We start from the raw sequence: 15,205 nt of genomic DNA, 5'->3' as shown, positions 1-15,205 counted from the left end.
ACCAGCTTACCCAGTCCTCACCGGGAGGCAGTCGTTTTGATGGGGGAGCTCAAACTGGTTTTTTAGCTCGCAGGATCAGTAAAGCGTAAGCAATCGCTACCGCGCCGATCAAAGCGGACACATGGCCAAGCTGCAACAAATGCAGGTGGTCGATGACCATACCCCCTGTGATCGCCCCGATCCCTGCCCCGGCATTTGCTGCCGAAACATTGACTGTTGCCGCCAAGGCTTGCGCCTTCTTTCCTGCTTCCATCACGCGGATTTGGCAGACAGGGAAAAGTGCAGTGTAGGAAATACCCCAGAGCCCGAGTACAGCCCCAAGAAACAAATTGTTCTGCGCCGCTGTATTAAAAAGAAGCATCGCGATGATCAAAATTACAGTGAAGATGAGCGTTGCAAAAAGCGAGTTTCGATCGGCCACCAGACCCCCTATCCAATTTCCCAAAAGCCCGATCAAGCCAAAGCCCATGAGCCACCAACCGATGTAGCTTGGGTCGATCCTTGCGACGTTCTCCAGCAGATCTGCCAAAAACGTGTAGGCAGTGAACATCGCGATGAACACGAGGACAGAGAGACCGACGTGAGCAAGGAAATTTCGATCCTTAATGGGAGACGGCTCTTCGTGCGATCCGGCCGCTTGCGAGGCACCGGACAGGTGCGGCATAAAACGCCACGTCATCACGGTGAGCAGGAGCGACGCCACGGCAAGGATGATGAATGATCCGCGCCAACCAATCGACGTTGCTGCGACAGTACCAAGCGGAACGCCCAGAACGAGAGCAGCAGAGATGCCGAGATACACTCGCGCGACTGCCCGACCAGAGTGGCGGGACTCGACAAGCTGCGCTGCGGTTTCGCTTGCAGTTCCCCAGAAAACCGGAAGCGCTAACGCCGGAACAAAGCGACCGATGGCGAGAACCCAGATATTAGGCGCAAGTGCGGCAAGCAGGTTGGCCGCCGAAAAGATCACCAAGATTGCAAGAAATAACCTCTTTCTATCAAGATGCGCCAGCCTTGCTGTGAGAAACGGACCGCAAATCATAACGGTAAAAGCGAAAAGACTTACCAACCAGCCAGCTTGTGAAGTTGTAATCGCAAACTCGCGGGCCACTTGCGGGATAAGGCCGATAATAAGGAACTCTGTGGTCACCAGCACGAAGCCTGAAAGACCAAGTATGAGGATCGAAAGCGCAGGGCTTCCACCGCCTTTTGCAGGCGCTAAGGAGCGTTGGGTCATATTTTGATTTCCAGCTTTAGAGCATAGGAGTTTTGCCCGGGATCCACTAGGATCGCGGAGTCATGCGGAAACCGGTAGCCTCCGCTCATCAAAAAGTTATTTGTTCGCTGCCGGCCTTCTACCGGCTCATTTTCCCGGCCACGTGGCTAAGAAAATTGAGACAATGCCTGACAGTTCGGCGGCGCTAGCGCCAGTTCCGGCAGCCACGAGCAAGCCATCACTCGAAGCTTTCAAGGAAAGAGCAAGACTCTTCGCATCTATCGTGGAGGGAAAATCACCTTGGCGCTGTGCCTCGATCATACGGTCGATCAGCTTTTCCCTCCAGAAATTGCTTCGCTCCATCACGAAGGTGCGGATTGCCTCATCTCCAGGCGCATGGCTGACCGAATGGACAATTCCCATGCTTCCCTTTGGATTATCGGAATTAGTCTGCAGCGCAAGCGTACCGCGAAAAAGCCGCTCGGCCACCCCGCGCGCCGTAGGCTGATCAAGGGCATCCATCATGTAGGCAGTCTTTTCGCGCTCGTAGAGCTCCATAACCCTGTGAAACAACGCCTCCTTATCGCCGAAGGTGGCATAGAGACTGCCTCTATTGAGGCCCATTGCTTTCACGAGGATACTGATACTGGCGCCAGCATAACCATGCTCCCAGAACACACGCATGGCGGCGGTGAGCGCCTCATCGGGGTCGAACTGCCGCGGACGTCCTCGGCTGTTCGCCCGTTCAAGCTCAGGATGCAGTGTCATAGTGCCTCCTTCATCGTCGTGGAACGCTCGATAGCCTCCGCGACTATCGGCCCCAACCGGCATGCATTCCAACTGTCGGAGAAGGCCTCTGCCACGGTCGAATTCATCCGGTAGACCCGATTTTCGGAGAAGGCGCCCAGGTCGGCGATCACCCGCTCGACGGCCGCCTCGTCGTTGGAAAAATTCATGAGAAACACGTGGTCTGGATCCGCGGTACGCATAGCGTCTGATGGTATCGGCAACAATCCCTCGCTAGGAATCGAAACCCCCGCAGGCAAGACAAGTTCGTATCCCAATGACCGAAGGACCGCCATGACCGGTCCTGCCACTTCATGTGTACTATCAAAAACATAGGTTGTAGTGCCATAAAGTTCGACCAACAACATGCGCTTGCCAAAGTGTTCACGCTCGATATTTTGGATCATTTCGGCAGAATCCTTCATCTCGGCAAGTCTCGAACAGGCCTGGCCTTCGGTGGTAAGACCGATGCACAGCACGAGCACGACGATTCGCGAAAAACGTCGAAAATCCCTAGAACCAAAATGCTGCACCAACGTGGTCATGTTTAACTCGTCATTTGCCGGGCAACCTATACCCGCCGTATTAGAACGATCGGTTAGTTAATATATTTAGAACGAACGGTCAATAATTAATGCAGCGTGCGCCGGCATTTTTTCAGTCGGTTGAGATATTTTTTTCCCGACAGCCAACGAGGAATTTTAACTCCGCTCCTCCGCCTCTCGCTCCTCTCTTCCTAATGGAAACCGGAGGCCGCGATCCTGCCAGCCGCAGCCTGCTTCTGCCCGGGCTCAAGAATCACCGTCGCTCTTCGCGGCGTTGAAACGCGTCTTCAGGAGATCGAAGCCGCCTGAGCGAGTCGCTCGCATGAATTCGGCCAGTTTGGAGTGTCTTTCGCTGCCGACAGCGGCAAGTGTTGCTATGCACCCGCGCGGTAAGTCGCTGTCTCCGCCGGTCATGGCGATAGCGGAATCCTGGAGGAATGCGAGGGCAGCCTCCCTCGCGGTCGACGCCTTTCTGAACCGGGTCCAGACCAGCCCCTCGTAGGTCGTGTAATAATATTTAAGCGCCTCGGCATAGAGCTCGTCCTTCGAGCCGAAGGCAGCATAAAGGCTTTTGACACCGATCCCCATCGCCTCTGTCAGGTCGGCGACCGACGTCGCTTCATATCCCTTAATCCAGAACAGCCTCATCGCAGCAGCGAGTGCGGCAACGCGGTCAAATTTCCGCGGCCGACCGCGCGATGAGGCGGGCAGGATGGCGAGCATTCAGCGACACAACCACGGCTGGCCGGAATGGAGAATGGCGCAATGACACGTCCCCGGCTGAAGGACTATCGAGCTGACAAGATCGACATGGTTTGCCGTCGTTGCGATCGACACGGCGTCTATGATCGAAAGGCTTTGGTGGAAAAATTCGGGGCATCGATCGAGTTCGTCGAAATTCGCCGCCGGCTCGCGATCGGCTGCGACCGGCGCGGCTCTAATCAGTGCGAAGCACGTTTTCCGTGCCTGTTGAAAGCAGGCGTTTTGATCGAACCAAGCCGCTAAAAGGATAGCTTGTTCGTGGTGAGCATCAAGGCCAGCGCGTAAAACAAAGAGAGCCGCCTGAAGGCGGCTCGGTTTTTACTGGCGTTAGGTCCACTGGCCGGAGAAGAGGCATGTAAGGGCCTCGATACCGCTGTACTCATACCAGGCGTAGTTAGGATCGTCGCAGCCATTGGCGAACGACGCTGTCTGGACAGGCGCGGAATTATTCAAGGCGTTTGCAAATGGCTGCTGTGTTTCGGAAAGTTTTGGAACGGACGCGACAGCCGAAGTCGCGAAGGAAACCGAAGCTACAACAGCGAAAGCAATTTTCAATTTACGCATTCATCTATTCCTTTCTGTTATCATCCCAGCCCACGGCAAATTTCAGCAGCAACGCTAGATTGTCAAGCTACTCAAACTGTCAATCGTGGCCCTGCTCCTAATAAGGCGGATCGACGGCAATCAGCGCTTCGAAAGCTGCCTCTTCCTCGGCAAGCTTCACGCGGCCGTCGCAAGCTCAGCCGCGATTTCGAGGCGCTCGGCCTGGTCGATAGATGCTGACGATGAACTATCGCTAAAAGCTGGTCTTGATATAGTCTGCCTTAAGCATTTCCCGTTTCGATACAACCTGCGCCGCGGTGAGAGCTTCATCTACAGATACGGACCCTTCCAACGCTTTTGCGAACTGTCGTCCGACCTCGTCGCCAATCGCCTGAAACTCTGGGATAGCGACGAACTGGACGCCGACATAAGGTACAGGATCTACCGAGGGTTTCACCGGATCAGCCGCGTTGATGCTTTCGAGGGTCATCTTCGCGAACGGTGCTGCTACCTGGTAATCCTTATTTTCGTAGAGCGATGTGCGAGTACCGGGCGGGACGTTGGCCCAGCCATCTGTTTTTGCAACGAGATGCCCGTACTGTTTGTCTGTTGCCCATTTCAGGAACGCCTTGGCAGAAGCTGATTTGGCGGTACCGGCTGGAATGGCAAGATTCCATGCCCAAAGCCAGTTGCCGCGTCGGCCCAGGCCGTTGTCAGGAGCCAGAGCGAAGCCGACGTCGTCTGCTACTTTCGAGCTTTTGGGGTCTGATACGAACGACGCCGCGACCGTTGCATCGATCCACATGCCACATTTGCCGTTTTGAAACAGACTGAGGTTTTCGTTGAAACCGTTTTTCTCCGGAGCGGCAGGGCCCGCCTTTTTCATCAAATCGACGTAGAAGTTCAACGTCTGCTTCCATGTCGGATGATCGAACTGCGGCTGCCACTTTTCATCAAACCACCGCGCCCCGAACGAATTGGCTGTGGCTGTCAGGAAAGCCATGTTCTCACCCCACCCGGCCTTTCCTCGCAGGCATATTCCGTTCACTCCGTTTGCGCGGTCTGTCATTTTGACCGCGGCTTCTTCGATGAACTTCCACGTGGGCGCCGAGGGCATTGAAAGCCCCGCCTTAGCCATAAGGTCCTGACGGTACATGACCATTGAGCTTTCACCGTAGAACGGAACGGCGAAAAGAGACTGCTTGTGGGTGAGGCCGTTTCGTATCGCGGGCAGGATGTCTTCAGCGTCGTACTCGGAGCCGAGATCATCCAGAGGCAACAACCAGCCCTCGCTCGCCCAGATCGGGACTTCGTAAGTCCCGATGGTCAAAACGTCGAACTTTCCACCTTTGGTGGCGATGTCGATCGTCACCTGTTGTCTGAGATCTGCTTCCTCAAGCGTCACCCAATTCAGCTTGATATCAGGATGCTTCTTGCTGAAATCCGCAGACAGCTTTTGCATGCGGATCATGTCACCGTTGTTTACGGTAGCGATTGTGAGCGTTTCAGCAATCGACGGGCTTGCGACGGCTGCCGTTATCAAACTTGCCAAAAGAATTCGCATGGTCATGATGTGCCCTCATTGTCCAAGGTGGCGGGGTTGAGTTTAAAATTCACTCCAACCCCCTGCACCTGCAGCCCTACGGGGCTGATCAACGAAAGCCTGTTGTAGTTTCATTTTCTGCCCGCTTACCGGGATGACCCGTTGGGGCATACCTGCGTGGACACTCATCCCGGCACCGGTCTTAAATTGCCCGATGAGCCTGAACAGGCTTTCAACTTCTGCTGCCAATGCATGGGTGGCGGCAGAGGATTCCTCGACCATCGCGGCATTTTCCTGCGTACCATGGTCAATTGAATTGATCGCTTTGCTCACCTCACGGACGCCCACGGATTGCTCGCGCGAGGCCTCGATGATCGCTGTTACGTGATGGCTGATGCCAACCACTTCCCGCGCAATACCTTTCAAGGCCTCACCGGCGTCGCCAACAAGGCTCACGCCGGCTTCGACATGTTGCTGGGACGATGAGATAAGCCTCTTAATGTCTTTTGCGGCCTGCGCTGAGCGTTGCGCGAGTTCGCGAACCTCTTGAGCGACAACTGCAAAACCTTTGCCCGCTTCACCCGCGCGCGCAGCTTCTACACCTGCGTTAAGCGCCAGGAGGTTCGTCTGGAATGCAATGTCGTCGATAAGACCGAGGATGTTGCTGATTTCAGCAGACGATTGCTCAATCGAACCCATCGCCTCCACGGCCTTGTGTACAATATCGCTTGATCGTTCCGCGCCCTTCCGGGTTGCTTCTACAATAACCCCGGCTTCTTCGGCTCGCTTCGTAGCATCGTGCATAGTCGTGCTAATCTCCTCCAGAGCAGCGGCGGTTTCTTCAACCGACGCCGCCTGCTGCTCTGTCCGTTTGGACAGTTGATCTACAGCGGAGCGAATTTCTTCGGAGCCAGAATTGATGACTTGAGCATTGCGGCTCACGACAGTGAGCGCTTCGTCGAGCTTGGAGACTGCCGCGTTGAAATCGATCCGGATCGGGTCGAACTCTCCGTTGAAGGGGCGCTCGATCCGTACTGTCGCATCTCCGTCCGCCAGTCGGCCAAGACCGCGCGCAAGTTCCGCAACAACCAATTTCGTGTCCGCAGCTTGAATGGCTCTGCGTTGCTCGTTTTCCCGCCGTTCTGTTTCCGTGAGATCGCGGTCCGCAGCGCTCTGGTGTTCGAGCCGCTCACGGTCGATCGCGTTTTCGCGGAAGACCTCCACAGCTCTTGCCATGTCGCCGATTTCATCCCCACGGTCGCGGAATGGTACCTGGTGATCGCTATTACCCGCTGCAAGGATGGACATGCTGTCCTGCAACCGTGCGATAGGACGCGCAACGCGTGTGACTGCAACGACTGAAGCTGCAAGCGCGATCAGGCAGGCAACCGCGATCATAGACCCAGTCAGAATCAACGTGTTCTGGTATTCCGTGCCGGCCGACAGGAGTGCGATCTCCGATGCTTTCCGATTACGCTCGATCATCCCGTTTAGGGTCGTTTCCGACTGCGCCAGCCCGACCTTCATCTGGCCGTTGTAAAGGTCGAGCGCTGTCGTCTTGGCTCCAATGGTGGAAATCGAAATGAATTTTTGCCCGTCAGCAAGAAACCTAGCCATGCTCTCATCGAGACTGGTCAGGGCCTGCTGCTCGTCTAGAGCTGCCGGCATCCGTTTGAAATCAGCGACCAGCGACTGGGCAGCGGCTATTCTCTGCTGAAGGTCGCTCTCTAGACGCTTCAAATCATCCAAAGAAACGGAAAGCAGATGCTGGGAGTAAATACTGTTGATCCCTGATAGCGTTTCCTTGATGCTGACATGACGCCCGTTGCCTTCGCCTGAGTGTCACCAAGCAGCGAGACCTGCTTGTTGATACTACTGAGCGAGTTGATAGCGATTGCACCTAGCGCGATCACCATCAACAACAGCGAAATAAACAGCACTGGTAGAAGAGTGCGGATCTTCATTGACAGCATAGAAACCCCCAAAACCATGTAGGTTTATGCTGGCCTAAATGAGTAAATTTTAATTTAAATATCTGCTCCGTTGGCGAGCGATTGTTCGGTTCAGTAACGGATTTTAGTTGCGAAGAAAACTATTCTCTCAAAATGCAGCGAGCCTAATCGGGCTGGTTAGGATAAACCAATCAACTTCTACCCTTATCGATGTCACTCATCTACTGCTCGCTGTTCGAAGCTTTTCGCACGAACAGCTCTCGCTCTACCTCGATGAATTCCCTTATCATCGCGCGAAAAGTAGCTTCGGCAACCCTTGGTTCTAGGCCGAAGCCGTCCGCCAGAGTCCTTACACGATCTATGACGCGTTCAACCCTAGTTGGTGCATCGACCTCGGATAACTGGGTTTTGGCCATGCCTGCTGCATGGACCAGCATACGACGCTTGGCGAGCAATTCGACGAGTTGCTCATCCAGACGATCGATTTCTCCCCGTATTTGTTCCAGCATTGCAAAATATCCTGATATTGATCCAGCTTTATCGACCCGCTCAATAAGGGGGCGAGATCGCGTTCAGCACCTGCGGCGATTTCGGAGACACCTCTGTAGGATCGTCCCAAGTCATGAGCGAGGCGGGGTGCCCTGATGGGTTGTTCAGCGGTCGCCTCGAATTTAGAAACTAGCACGTCATCTTTGAGTGAATGCAAGCTGCGCGGCAAGACCGGCAAACGACGCCGCAAATCCACGCCGCATCCATCCCTGCACGGACACACTGGAGATAACGTGCTGCCGAACGGTAGCAGCGAACGCTCCATACGCAGCAAAGGTCACGAAGGTCATCGCCATGAAGACGAGGCTTAATACCAACATACTGCGCATCGGTGCCACGTCGTCGGGCCGCACGAATTGCGGCAAGAACGCAAAGAAAAAGATCGAGAGCTTGGGGTTTAGCAAGTTGATAAGGATTGCAGAGACGATTACCTCCCGGACGCTCTTGCCACTGGACTCATCGTTTAAGTTCAAAATTCCGCGATTTTTGAACATTGTCCAAGCCATGTAAAGCAGATAGGCGACTCCCACATATTTGAGCATGTGGAAGGCTAGCGCGCTTGTGTACATCAGGGCAGCTAAGCCACTGATCGCAGCCAGCATATGCGGGACGATGCCAAAGGTGCATCCGAGGGCGGCTACGAGGCTGGCGCGCGGGCCACCCGAAAGACCTGCGGCTACTGTGTAGATCGCGCCGGTACCGGGTGATGCGGCAATTACCAACGACGTCAGCACAAATTCCAATGTCATAGGACTTCCATTTCTGCCACCTTAGCGGCTGGCCAAAGCGTGGGCATTGCCACAAGGAGTAAGGAAACGAGAGCAGCAATGTCGTCATGACCAGTTTCGTGCAGGGCTTCTGTGACGATCATGGCCTGCGCAGTATTTGCGCGAACGGCCGACCAACCGCTTTGACGGTTCGTCCAGCGGCGAGCATGGGCTCGGGCATCTTCGTCAGCGAATATGACTTCGCCAGGTTCTGGATGCTCGATATCGCCGGAGAATGTCTCATAGGTTTCGTTGCCGTGTGCGAGCCGAACGGTCATCTTGCCCACGATCTTGCTTCTGTCGAACACTGCGACAGGAATAGCGAATGCGAGCGAGGCCGCGTTGCAGAGGTCAATGAGAGGATGAAGTGTGGGAAATGTACCTTCCTTCCGATAGCGCCTCAACAGCGCCTCCGAGGCACAGCGGTACTGTGTCGGCTTAAGGCCCATCTCAGCGAATGCACGTCGCCATGCCTTTATCTCGGGAAGCTCGCCTTCGTTGGCGATGGCAAGCCTCTTGTTGGCAATTGCTTTTAGGTGAGCAATCTCGGCGGAAGGATCAGTACTCGCATCCATGCCGTCGACAAGAATCGTGCGAGAGCGTAGTTGCGGAAACCGGGATCGGATTTCAGGGGCGTACTGAAACTGTAGGGTCATATCTCTGGCTCGACGTTTTCGAACCATATGGCAGGCGCCTACTCGCCCCGTCTTGAAGAATATTGCAGGTTAGCGGATGGCAGCAGCATACAGGCCGGGCGATATGCCGTAGGTGCGGGTGAAAAGCCGCGTCATGTGGCTCTGATCTGCGAACCCGGATGCCAACGCCGCATTAGTAAGAGCCGCTCCATCCGCGATCATACGTCGTGCTAGTTGGAGCCTGCGCTGGACAAGATAGGCGTGCGGCGTGAGGCCAGTTACCTTAGAGAAGCCACGAACAAGTTGGAACTGGCTGATCCCACCGATTGCGGCTAACTCGCGCAGTGATAGCGGCGCGGTCGGATCGTCGTTGATACGCTCGCGCGCAAGGTCAACCGCTATAGGTGCGCCCAGTGGCTCTTGGTCGCGCCGTTCGATAAGGCGAGAAAGCAGCAGAAGCAGATTTTCCTGGACTTCGATATCGCTGTTGCCGCTCTCCATATCTGTCATCGCACGAAAGAGCGAAAGGAAACATGTCGCCGATGCTGGCTCGCGAATGGCGGGGTATGAAAGCTCTGCGCTGCTCGTGCGACCTTCCGTCAGCTCGCGTACAGGGCTAGCGATGATAGCAGGGTCGAAATAAAGCATTCGCCATGCCCGCCCTTTCTGTCCGAGGGGTAAACCGTCATGCACCTCGCCTGGATTAACCGTGATAACATCGCCGGCCTCAGCTTCAACCATGCCCCGACCGCTCGTCGACTGCTGCGCACCGCGCAGGATAACGCCAATCCCGAATTGGTCATGGGTATGTCGGCCAAACGCATGGGACGTGTCGGCCGAAACCGCAGCAACGCCTTTCATTCCACAACGGGCTATCTGGAATTTTCCTGGTATCATCAGGCCGACTACTAGAGCTAAATGGCGACTTAAACCATAGCTCCGCGTTGGTGTGCCGCCGCGCTATGAACTACTCCAACCTTAGTTGGTGATCAGTTTTTTATCTTCTACCGTCACTGCATGATGAGCCCGCCATCGACGGCATATTGGCTGCCTGCGACGTAGGAAGAGTCCGACGATAGAAGGAATAGCGCGACGCGGCCGCCTCTCCGGCCGTGCCAACACGGCCAAGAGCAACCTGATCAATGACGAACGCCTCGAAACGTCTTCGTGCGTCTTCTAAGAGGTAACTGCGTAAATTGGTCTCAATCGGCCCGGGGATTTAGGGTGTTCACCCGGATGCCCCGTGGTGCAAGCGCGGTAGCCCATGATATTACTATCGCAACACGGCCCCTTTGGTTTTGCCGCCGCACCTTCGTAGGACGAGCTCAATGATGTTACGACAACCGATGCTGCATGAACGAGATGCGGAGAAAGTGCCGCGAGCTCCAGCATTCGGCGATGACACGCCGAGTTCCGGCGAGACCCATACCGTTAGTGCCACCCGTTATAAGGATACGTTTGTCTTTGAATCGGCTCATCTTGATCTCGTCACGTGATCTTACATTTGAAGCGGAAATCAGCGCCTTTTATGCGTCTGATTTTCCTTATGTATGAGGCGGTAGGGATCACCAGATAGGAAATTACCCCATCGATGCTCATACGCCTCTCTGGGCTCGACACCGATATCTGCCAGTTCGTAGTCGTTTAGTTCGTTTACATCGCGAGATTTAGCCGAGAAACGAAATCGCCGGCTGATCGATGAAAGTAAGTTTACTAAAAGCATTTCGTCCACATTTTAATGTGCATTGATTACACGTTGATATGCTTGATTTGTCCTGGCCATTACATGAAATGCGCGATTGAAGCGGCGCGGCATTTGCAACGGCCTGTCGAACGAAGGAGAGCGAAGTTGCGGAAATCAGGATCGGATTTCAGGGCGTAGCGAAACTGTAGGGTCATATCTCTGGCTCGACGTTTTCGAACCATATGGCAGGCGCCTACTCGCCCCGTCTTGAAGAATATTGCAGGTCAGCAGCCTCTCGCGACGTATGGCCCGAAAACGTCGCCGCAGTAGGGATCGGCAGCAAAAGCCGCCGCTACCGAAGCGACGAGACCGTTCATACCGCCCCTAGACAGCTCGAACACTTCTCGAGGGTCAATAAGGCTCGGGGCAATCACACGTATCACCCTTGGAAAATCTCTTCGATTGACTTGTCCAAGAGCTTTGCAATTACGAAAGCGAGCGGCAGGCTCGGGTCGTATCGTTCGTTTTCAATCGCGTTGACGGTCTGGCGGGAGACACCAAGCTGAGTGGCCAGCTCCCCCTGCGACCAACCCTTTTCGAGACGCAGGGCCCTTAAACGGTTTCTCATCTGAATCGTCGGCTGCTGAGAAGGCAGCCGATGATCCAGAGTGACGCCATCAGCGGCCAAACGTAAAACATCGATAGCTTTGGGTATCCGACATTTTCCAGAAAACCGTAGCTGAAGGTGATTAATGCCGTACCGGCGAAGGCCAACGACAGAGCCTCCAGTTGGATGCGTTGCTGCAATTCGTCGGATGCTCTTAGTTGGCGCATTACAACAATCACCACGAAGAGCGCTGGCAACATTGGGATTAGCGAAACAATCGTTGCCCATGGGCCCGTCACCGTGCCGCTGCCAAGAAGAAAGACCGACGCGATTAATATGACCACATACGAGGTCATACTGGCGCCGAATTCCACGAAAAAACGCGTTCTGGTCATGATGGTCTCCTGTAAAGCTTCCTTTACATATCGAGCAATCAGTCCGTGTCAAGCGTGCTTTACACGGACTGTCCTTAGCCTGCCGCTCTATCCGAGATAGCCCTTGAGTCCAGGTTAGCCCCGTCCGCCGAATGCCAGCCGCGAGGCGAGCGCAGCAAACACGGTGGCGAGGAAATAGTTGGGCAGTCGAACAAACCTTGGAGCGAGTTTCACTCCGACCCTTACTTGTGCGACAAGCAGGATAACTGTTCCATTTACGACGAACCCCACAACATTGAGGATGGTCGCCAAGACAAGCATTTGCATGAGGATAGATCCGTTCTCCGGTCCTGTGAACTGGGGAAACAGCGCAAGAACGAAAAGGGCCATTTTCGGGTTAAGAAGATTAGTCGCAAGACCTTCTAGAAAAATGCGGACCTGCGATATGGCTGCGACAGTCTTTGTGGAAAGATCGGCCAATGCTTTGCCGCGCAGCGTTTTGATTGCCAGATAGAGCAAGTAGACGCATCCAGCCCATCTCACCAGCTCGTACGCCGCAGGAACAGTTTCAAGAAGTTGAGCAAGGCCAAATGCTGCGGCAGCTGCATGACAATAGGTGCCAGCCGCTATTCCGAAATATGTAAGGAGGCCAGCCATTCGGCTCTGGCTGACGCTGCGTGACGCAATTAGCAACATGTCCGGGCCTGGCGTAGCGGTCAAAACAAGCGCAGCGGTGGCGAATAGGATAAGAGTAGTAGAATCCGGCATTGTGTTCTCCCTAAATTGGATGCCGGAATTTCGGTCTGCCATTGCCTGAATCGAAAAACAAGCCCTGGGAAGAGGCCTTGCCCATAATAACGGTGGTGTTTTCGGATTCCGTTCGCGAAGCACGCAATTCTCCCAGCGCATATGAACGCACTGTCGCGCATTCGCTGACGTTGAAGGTTGCGAAGGTCAATTAACATGCCTGTTAAAACTCGGGAGTTTCTGTAGGGTTCAGAGATGGCCCTTTGCAGGCGTCGCAACGAGTGGTAGGCATCGCCATAGTTCTGAAAGCCTCACAGGATCACAATTTTGGAAAAAGCTCTTATTGTCATAGATATGCAAATGCTCATCCAAGACCGCCTCGACGCCGGGCGTGACCACGTGAACGGCAATGCCGCCGCCAAGATCGCCGACCTCGCTAAAAAATTCCGGGATGCCGGTAAAAAGGTGATCCATGTTCACCATCACGAGCTGAACCCTGCATCTCCGATGCACAAAGGATGCCCGGCGCAACAAGCCATGCCAGCCCTCCAGCCTTTTGCTGACGATCCCATTTTCGTCAAAAGCACATCGTCTGCCTTTGCGTCCACAGAAATGGAAAAATATTTGCGGGAAAACCGCATTGGGACAATCGTTGTAACGGGTGCGGTTGCTGGTTACTGCGTGAACACAACCGTTCGGGCCGGTTCTGATCTTGGGTTCGAAATGATCGTTGCCCGTGATGCCGTCATAGGGTTCGACATGCCTGATTATGATTTGCCTGCTCGAACGATTTTTGACGTTACAATGGCACATCTAGAGTCCGATTTTGCTAGGGTCATCGACAGCGACGAAATCATGGAAATGCTTTAGCCGGTGACTGCAAATGGCGCTTCAGCGAAATGGCCAACCGGCTTCATCACTGGGATTCTAGTTTAAAGGTGTTGCAGCCTCGACCGAACGGCAGGTTACCTGTTTCGCACCCGGGAAGGTTTTGCAAGTTTCGGGACGTTCGCGATAGACATTCGTCGTTCTCTCGTGCTGGTCAGGACCTCCCCTTTTCGGATAAAGCAATATGTTTCTGAACTTCATCTCCGCGGTGCTCTTTTTCGTTTTCTGTGCAAGTGCAAATGCCGAAGGCGTAGGGGTGGGGATCAAAAAACTTGAAGTCGCCGATCCTGTTGACCAAGCTTCAATGGAAGCGGTGGCGTTCTTTCCCAGCTCCGATCGCTCGAAAGTCACCAAGATTGGCCCCTATCAGGTTGCTGCGTCGAAGTCGTCTTCAATTGGGGAGGGTCGATATCCGTTGATCCTGTTGTCGCATGGAAACATGGGCAGCATGTGGGGACATCATGATCTTGCCTCTGCCCTCGCACAGCACGGGTACATCGTTATAAGCGTGACACATCCGGGCGACAATTTTCAGGATACAAGCCGAGTTGGTGCTTCGAGTTCGATCTACGGCCGGCCATTACAGGGGTCGGCTGCATTGACGTCGGCTCTCAAAGACAATGTGCTTGCACCTCATATTGATGCCAACCGTATAGGGTTTGTCGGGTTTTCGGCTGGAGGAACCACTGGTTTGATCCTCGCTGGAGCTAAACCGACCCTTAGTCGCCTTGAGGATTATTGCGGCAAGCGGCCAGGCGACCATCATGTTTGTGAGGCGAGGGGAAAGATAAGGGTCGATCATCCCGAACTTAAGCCGACCGCCGATCCACGAATTCGGTCTTTCGTACTGCTCGCACCCCTGAGCGTCGTATTCTCTTCTGACGAATTGGAGCTCATCAAAGCACCATTTCTAATTTTTGTTGGGGACAAAGATGAAGAACTGTCCCCCGACGCTAATGCGACGGAGTTGGTACGTGACCTGGAGGGAGAGACTATGTTGGAGGTCATCCCCGATGCCGGACACTTCACGTTTTTAGCACCATGTTCGCCTGACTTGGGCCGAGCGATGCCGGCCCTATGTATCGATCATGAGGGGGTCGATCGTATCGCGCTCCATCAGAGCATGAATTCCGATATTGCAGCATTCTTCAATAAAACGCTTGGCGTCGTTTCTCCGTAAGGTCCTTGGTTCGCGCAAATTCCTAATTAGTGCGACGTGGAGGGTATCTCGCACAAGTCGGCCAACAGATCAGGTTCCTGCTTCAGCTTTCGGCGCCGAAAGCGGTCGTTCGCTTCGCGCCGATACTGTTGAAAAACTCGGCGTTGTCGGTGCTGCGTTGTCATGATTCAATCGCCGCATTGATTTGCGGAGGATTGAGCGATGATGGGATGTCAGGCGGCTCCGGCGCAGCTCTTCTACGATTTCTGTATCGATGACCACGTCCCCGCCGAACACCTGCTGCGCGGGATTGACCGCCATCTCGAACTGGACAGCGTTCGAGCGCAGTTGAAGCCTTTTTACAGCACCACAGGTCGCCCCTCGATTGATCCAGAACTGATGATGCGGATGCTGATCATCGGCTATTCCATGGGTATCCGCTCGGAGC

The 15,205-nt window shown here is 54.4% G+C and carries 18 protein-coding genes and 1 pseudogene; 4 read left to right on the top strand and 15 right to left on the bottom strand.

Going from position 1 to position 15,205, the window contains the following annotated elements; all coding sequences use genetic code 11:
- Positions 1 to 49 precede the first annotated feature (49 nt).
- The 4 genes and pseudogenes from BM216_RS29095 to BM216_RS29080 form a co-directional block, all read right to left on the bottom strand.
- The gene (locus tag BM216_RS29095) at positions 50 to 1,237 is read right to left on the bottom strand and encodes an MFS transporter (RefSeq protein WP_093003222.1); all 1,188 of its coding nucleotides are present in this window, start codon (positions 1,235 to 1,237) and stop codon (positions 50 to 52) included.
- Between the two features lie 126 nt (positions 1,238 to 1,363).
- A complete protein-coding gene (locus tag BM216_RS29090; RefSeq protein ID WP_177230963.1) occupies positions 1,364 to 1,984 on the bottom strand; it encodes a TetR/AcrR family transcriptional regulator in 621 nt (206 codons plus the stop codon).
- Entirely contained in the window at positions 1,981 to 2,547 is a 567-nt protein-coding gene (locus BM216_RS29085) for a TroA family protein (RefSeq protein ID WP_093003218.1), read from the bottom strand. The genes BM216_RS29090 and BM216_RS29085 overlap by 4 nt, the downstream gene beginning before the upstream one ends.
- A 252-nt stretch (positions 2,548 to 2,799) precedes the next feature.
- Positions 2,800 to 3,270 (bottom strand): annotated as a pseudogene (locus tag BM216_RS29080) (helix-turn-helix domain-containing protein); the annotation flags it as partial.
- A 27-nt stretch (positions 3,271 to 3,297) separates the two neighbouring features.
- On the opposite strand from BM216_RS29080, the gene BM216_RS29075 reads away from it, so the two are divergent.
- Entirely contained in the window at positions 3,298 to 3,552 is a 255-nt protein-coding gene (locus BM216_RS29075; RefSeq protein WP_093003214.1) for a hypothetical protein, read from the top strand.
- A gap of 84 nt (positions 3,553 to 3,636) precedes the next feature.
- Here BM216_RS29075 and BM216_RS29070 read toward each other — a convergent pair whose 3' ends face one another.
- From BM216_RS29070 to BM216_RS29020, 11 genes are all read right to left on the bottom strand, one after another.
- Positions 3,637 to 3,873: a hypothetical protein gene (locus BM216_RS29070; RefSeq protein WP_093003212.1), complete on the bottom strand. Its 237-nt coding sequence runs from the start codon at positions 3,871 to 3,873 to the stop codon at positions 3,637 to 3,639.
- A gap of 232 nt (positions 3,874 to 4,105) precedes the next feature.
- The gene (locus BM216_RS29065; protein ID WP_093003210.1) at positions 4,106 to 5,422 is read right to left on the bottom strand and encodes an ABC transporter substrate-binding protein; all 1,317 of its coding nucleotides are present in this window, start codon (positions 5,420 to 5,422) and stop codon (positions 4,106 to 4,108) included.
- A gap of 36 nt (positions 5,423 to 5,458) precedes the next feature.
- Complete coding sequence (locus BM216_RS34500) at positions 5,459 to 7,144, bottom strand: methyl-accepting chemotaxis protein (protein ID WP_093003208.1); 1,686 nt, start codon at positions 7,142 to 7,144, stop codon at positions 5,459 to 5,461.
- Positions 7,132 to 7,368: a hypothetical protein gene (locus tag BM216_RS33755; protein ID WP_143102898.1), complete on the bottom strand. Its 237-nt coding sequence runs from the start codon at positions 7,366 to 7,368 to the stop codon at positions 7,132 to 7,134. The genes BM216_RS34500 and BM216_RS33755 overlap by 13 nt, the downstream gene beginning before the upstream one ends.
- A gap of 200 nt (positions 7,369 to 7,568) precedes the next feature.
- Positions 7,569 to 7,856: a chorismate mutase gene (locus tag BM216_RS29055; protein WP_093003206.1), complete on the bottom strand. Its 288-nt coding sequence runs from the start codon at positions 7,854 to 7,856 to the stop codon at positions 7,569 to 7,571.
- 177 nt (positions 7,857 to 8,033) lie between these two features.
- Positions 8,034 to 8,645: a LysE family translocator gene (locus BM216_RS29050; RefSeq protein WP_093003204.1), complete on the bottom strand. Its 612-nt coding sequence runs from the start codon at positions 8,643 to 8,645 to the stop codon at positions 8,034 to 8,036.
- Positions 8,642 to 9,319, bottom strand: a complete 678-nt coding sequence (locus tag BM216_RS29045) for a B3/B4 domain-containing protein (RefSeq protein ID WP_093003202.1) — start codon at positions 9,317 to 9,319, stop codon at positions 8,642 to 8,644. The genes BM216_RS29050 and BM216_RS29045 overlap by 4 nt, the downstream gene beginning before the upstream one ends.
- Positions 9,320 to 9,388: 69 nt before the next feature.
- Positions 9,389 to 10,195, bottom strand: coding sequence for an AraC family transcriptional regulator (locus tag BM216_RS29040; RefSeq protein WP_093003200.1), 807 nt, complete (start codon positions 10,193 to 10,195; stop codon positions 9,389 to 9,391).
- Positions 10,196 to 11,421: 1,226 nt separating this feature from the next.
- On the bottom strand, positions 11,422 to 11,610 hold the full coding sequence (locus BM216_RS29030) for a helix-turn-helix transcriptional regulator (RefSeq protein ID WP_093003198.1): 189 nt from the start codon (positions 11,608 to 11,610) through the stop codon (positions 11,422 to 11,424).
- The gene (locus BM216_RS29025; protein WP_093003196.1) at positions 11,607 to 11,984 is read right to left on the bottom strand and encodes a hypothetical protein; all 378 of its coding nucleotides are present in this window, start codon (positions 11,982 to 11,984) and stop codon (positions 11,607 to 11,609) included. Before BM216_RS29025 ends, BM216_RS29030 begins: the two co-directional genes overlap by 4 nt.
- Before the next feature lie 114 nt (positions 11,985 to 12,098).
- Positions 12,099 to 12,731, bottom strand: a complete 633-nt coding sequence (locus tag BM216_RS29020) for a LysE family translocator (RefSeq protein WP_093003194.1) — start codon at positions 12,729 to 12,731, stop codon at positions 12,099 to 12,101.
- A 306-nt stretch (positions 12,732 to 13,037) separates the two neighbouring features.
- Between BM216_RS29020 and BM216_RS29015 the strand changes: the two genes are divergently transcribed.
- The 3 genes from BM216_RS29015 to BM216_RS29005 form a co-directional block, all read left to right on the top strand.
- Complete coding sequence (locus BM216_RS29015) at positions 13,038 to 13,580, top strand: isochorismatase family protein (RefSeq protein ID WP_093003192.1); 543 nt, start codon at positions 13,038 to 13,040, stop codon at positions 13,578 to 13,580.
- 202 nt (positions 13,581 to 13,782) lie between these two features.
- Positions 13,783 to 14,778, top strand: a complete 996-nt coding sequence (locus BM216_RS29010) for an alpha/beta hydrolase family protein (protein ID WP_093003190.1) — start codon at positions 13,783 to 13,785, stop codon at positions 14,776 to 14,778.
- Positions 14,779 to 14,979: 201 nt separating this feature from the next.
- Positions 14,980 to 15,205 (top strand): transposase (locus BM216_RS29005; protein WP_143102897.1); only part of this gene is annotated, 226 nt, incomplete at its 3' end.

The sequence above is a fragment of the Rhizobium sp. NFR07 genome, from assembly GCF_900111905.1.
Taxonomy (GTDB): domain Bacteria; phylum Pseudomonadota; class Alphaproteobacteria; order Rhizobiales; family Rhizobiaceae; genus Neorhizobium.
The sequence above is the reverse complement of the archived record's forward strand: the minus strand, read 5'-3'. Positions and strand labels throughout refer to the sequence as shown.

What these genes read in the sequence shown, in the direction of transcription:
- BM216_RS29085 (WP_093003218.1), bottom strand. Translation starts at nt 2,547, where the DNA reads ATGACCACGTTGGTGCAGCATTTTGGTTCTAGGGATTTTCGACGTTTT.
- BM216_RS29070 (WP_093003212.1), bottom strand. Translation starts at nt 3,873, where the DNA reads ATGCGTAAATTGAAAATTGCTTTCGCTGTTGTAGCTTCGGTTTCCTTC.
- BM216_RS33755 (WP_143102898.1), bottom strand. Translation starts at nt 7,368, where the DNA reads ATGCTGTCAATGAAGATCCGCACTCTTCTACCAGTGCTGTTTATTTCG.
- BM216_RS29010 (WP_093003190.1), top strand. Translation starts at nt 13,783, where the DNA reads ATGTTTCTGAACTTCATCTCCGCGGTGCTCTTTTTCGTTTTCTGTGCA.
- BM216_RS29020 (WP_093003194.1), bottom strand. Translation starts at nt 12,731, where the DNA reads ATGCCGGATTCTACTACTCTTATCCTATTCGCCACCGCTGCGCTTGTT.
- BM216_RS29065 (WP_093003210.1), bottom strand. Translation starts at nt 5,422, where the DNA reads ATGACCATGCGAATTCTTTTGGCAAGTTTGATAACGGCAGCCGTCGCA.
- BM216_RS29095 (WP_093003222.1), bottom strand. Translation starts at nt 1,237, where the DNA reads ATGACCCAACGCTCCTTAGCGCCTGCAAAAGGCGGTGGAAGCCCTGCG.
- BM216_RS29075 (WP_093003214.1), top strand. Translation starts at nt 3,298, where the DNA reads ATGGAGAATGGCGCAATGACACGTCCCCGGCTGAAGGACTATCGAGCT.
- BM216_RS29050 (WP_093003204.1), bottom strand. Translation starts at nt 8,645, where the DNA reads ATGACATTGGAATTTGTGCTGACGTCGTTGGTAATTGCCGCATCACCC.
- BM216_RS29040 (WP_093003200.1), bottom strand. Translation starts at nt 10,195, where the DNA reads ATGATACCAGGAAAATTCCAGATAGCCCGTTGTGGAATGAAAGGCGTT.
- BM216_RS29025 (WP_093003196.1), bottom strand. Translation starts at nt 11,984, where the DNA reads ATGACCAGAACGCGTTTTTTCGTGGAATTCGGCGCCAGTATGACCTCG.
- BM216_RS29045 (WP_093003202.1), bottom strand. Translation starts at nt 9,319, where the DNA reads ATGACCCTACAGTTTCAGTACGCCCCTGAAATCCGATCCCGGTTTCCG.
- BM216_RS29030 (WP_093003198.1), bottom strand. Translation starts at nt 11,610, where the DNA reads ATGAGAAACCGTTTAAGGGCCCTGCGTCTCGAAAAGGGTTGGTCGCAG.
- BM216_RS29055 (WP_093003206.1), bottom strand. Translation starts at nt 7,856, where the DNA reads ATGCTGGAACAAATACGGGGAGAAATCGATCGTCTGGATGAGCAACTC.
- BM216_RS29090 (WP_177230963.1), bottom strand. Translation starts at nt 1,984, where the DNA reads ATGACACTGCATCCTGAGCTTGAACGGGCGAACAGCCGAGGACGTCCG.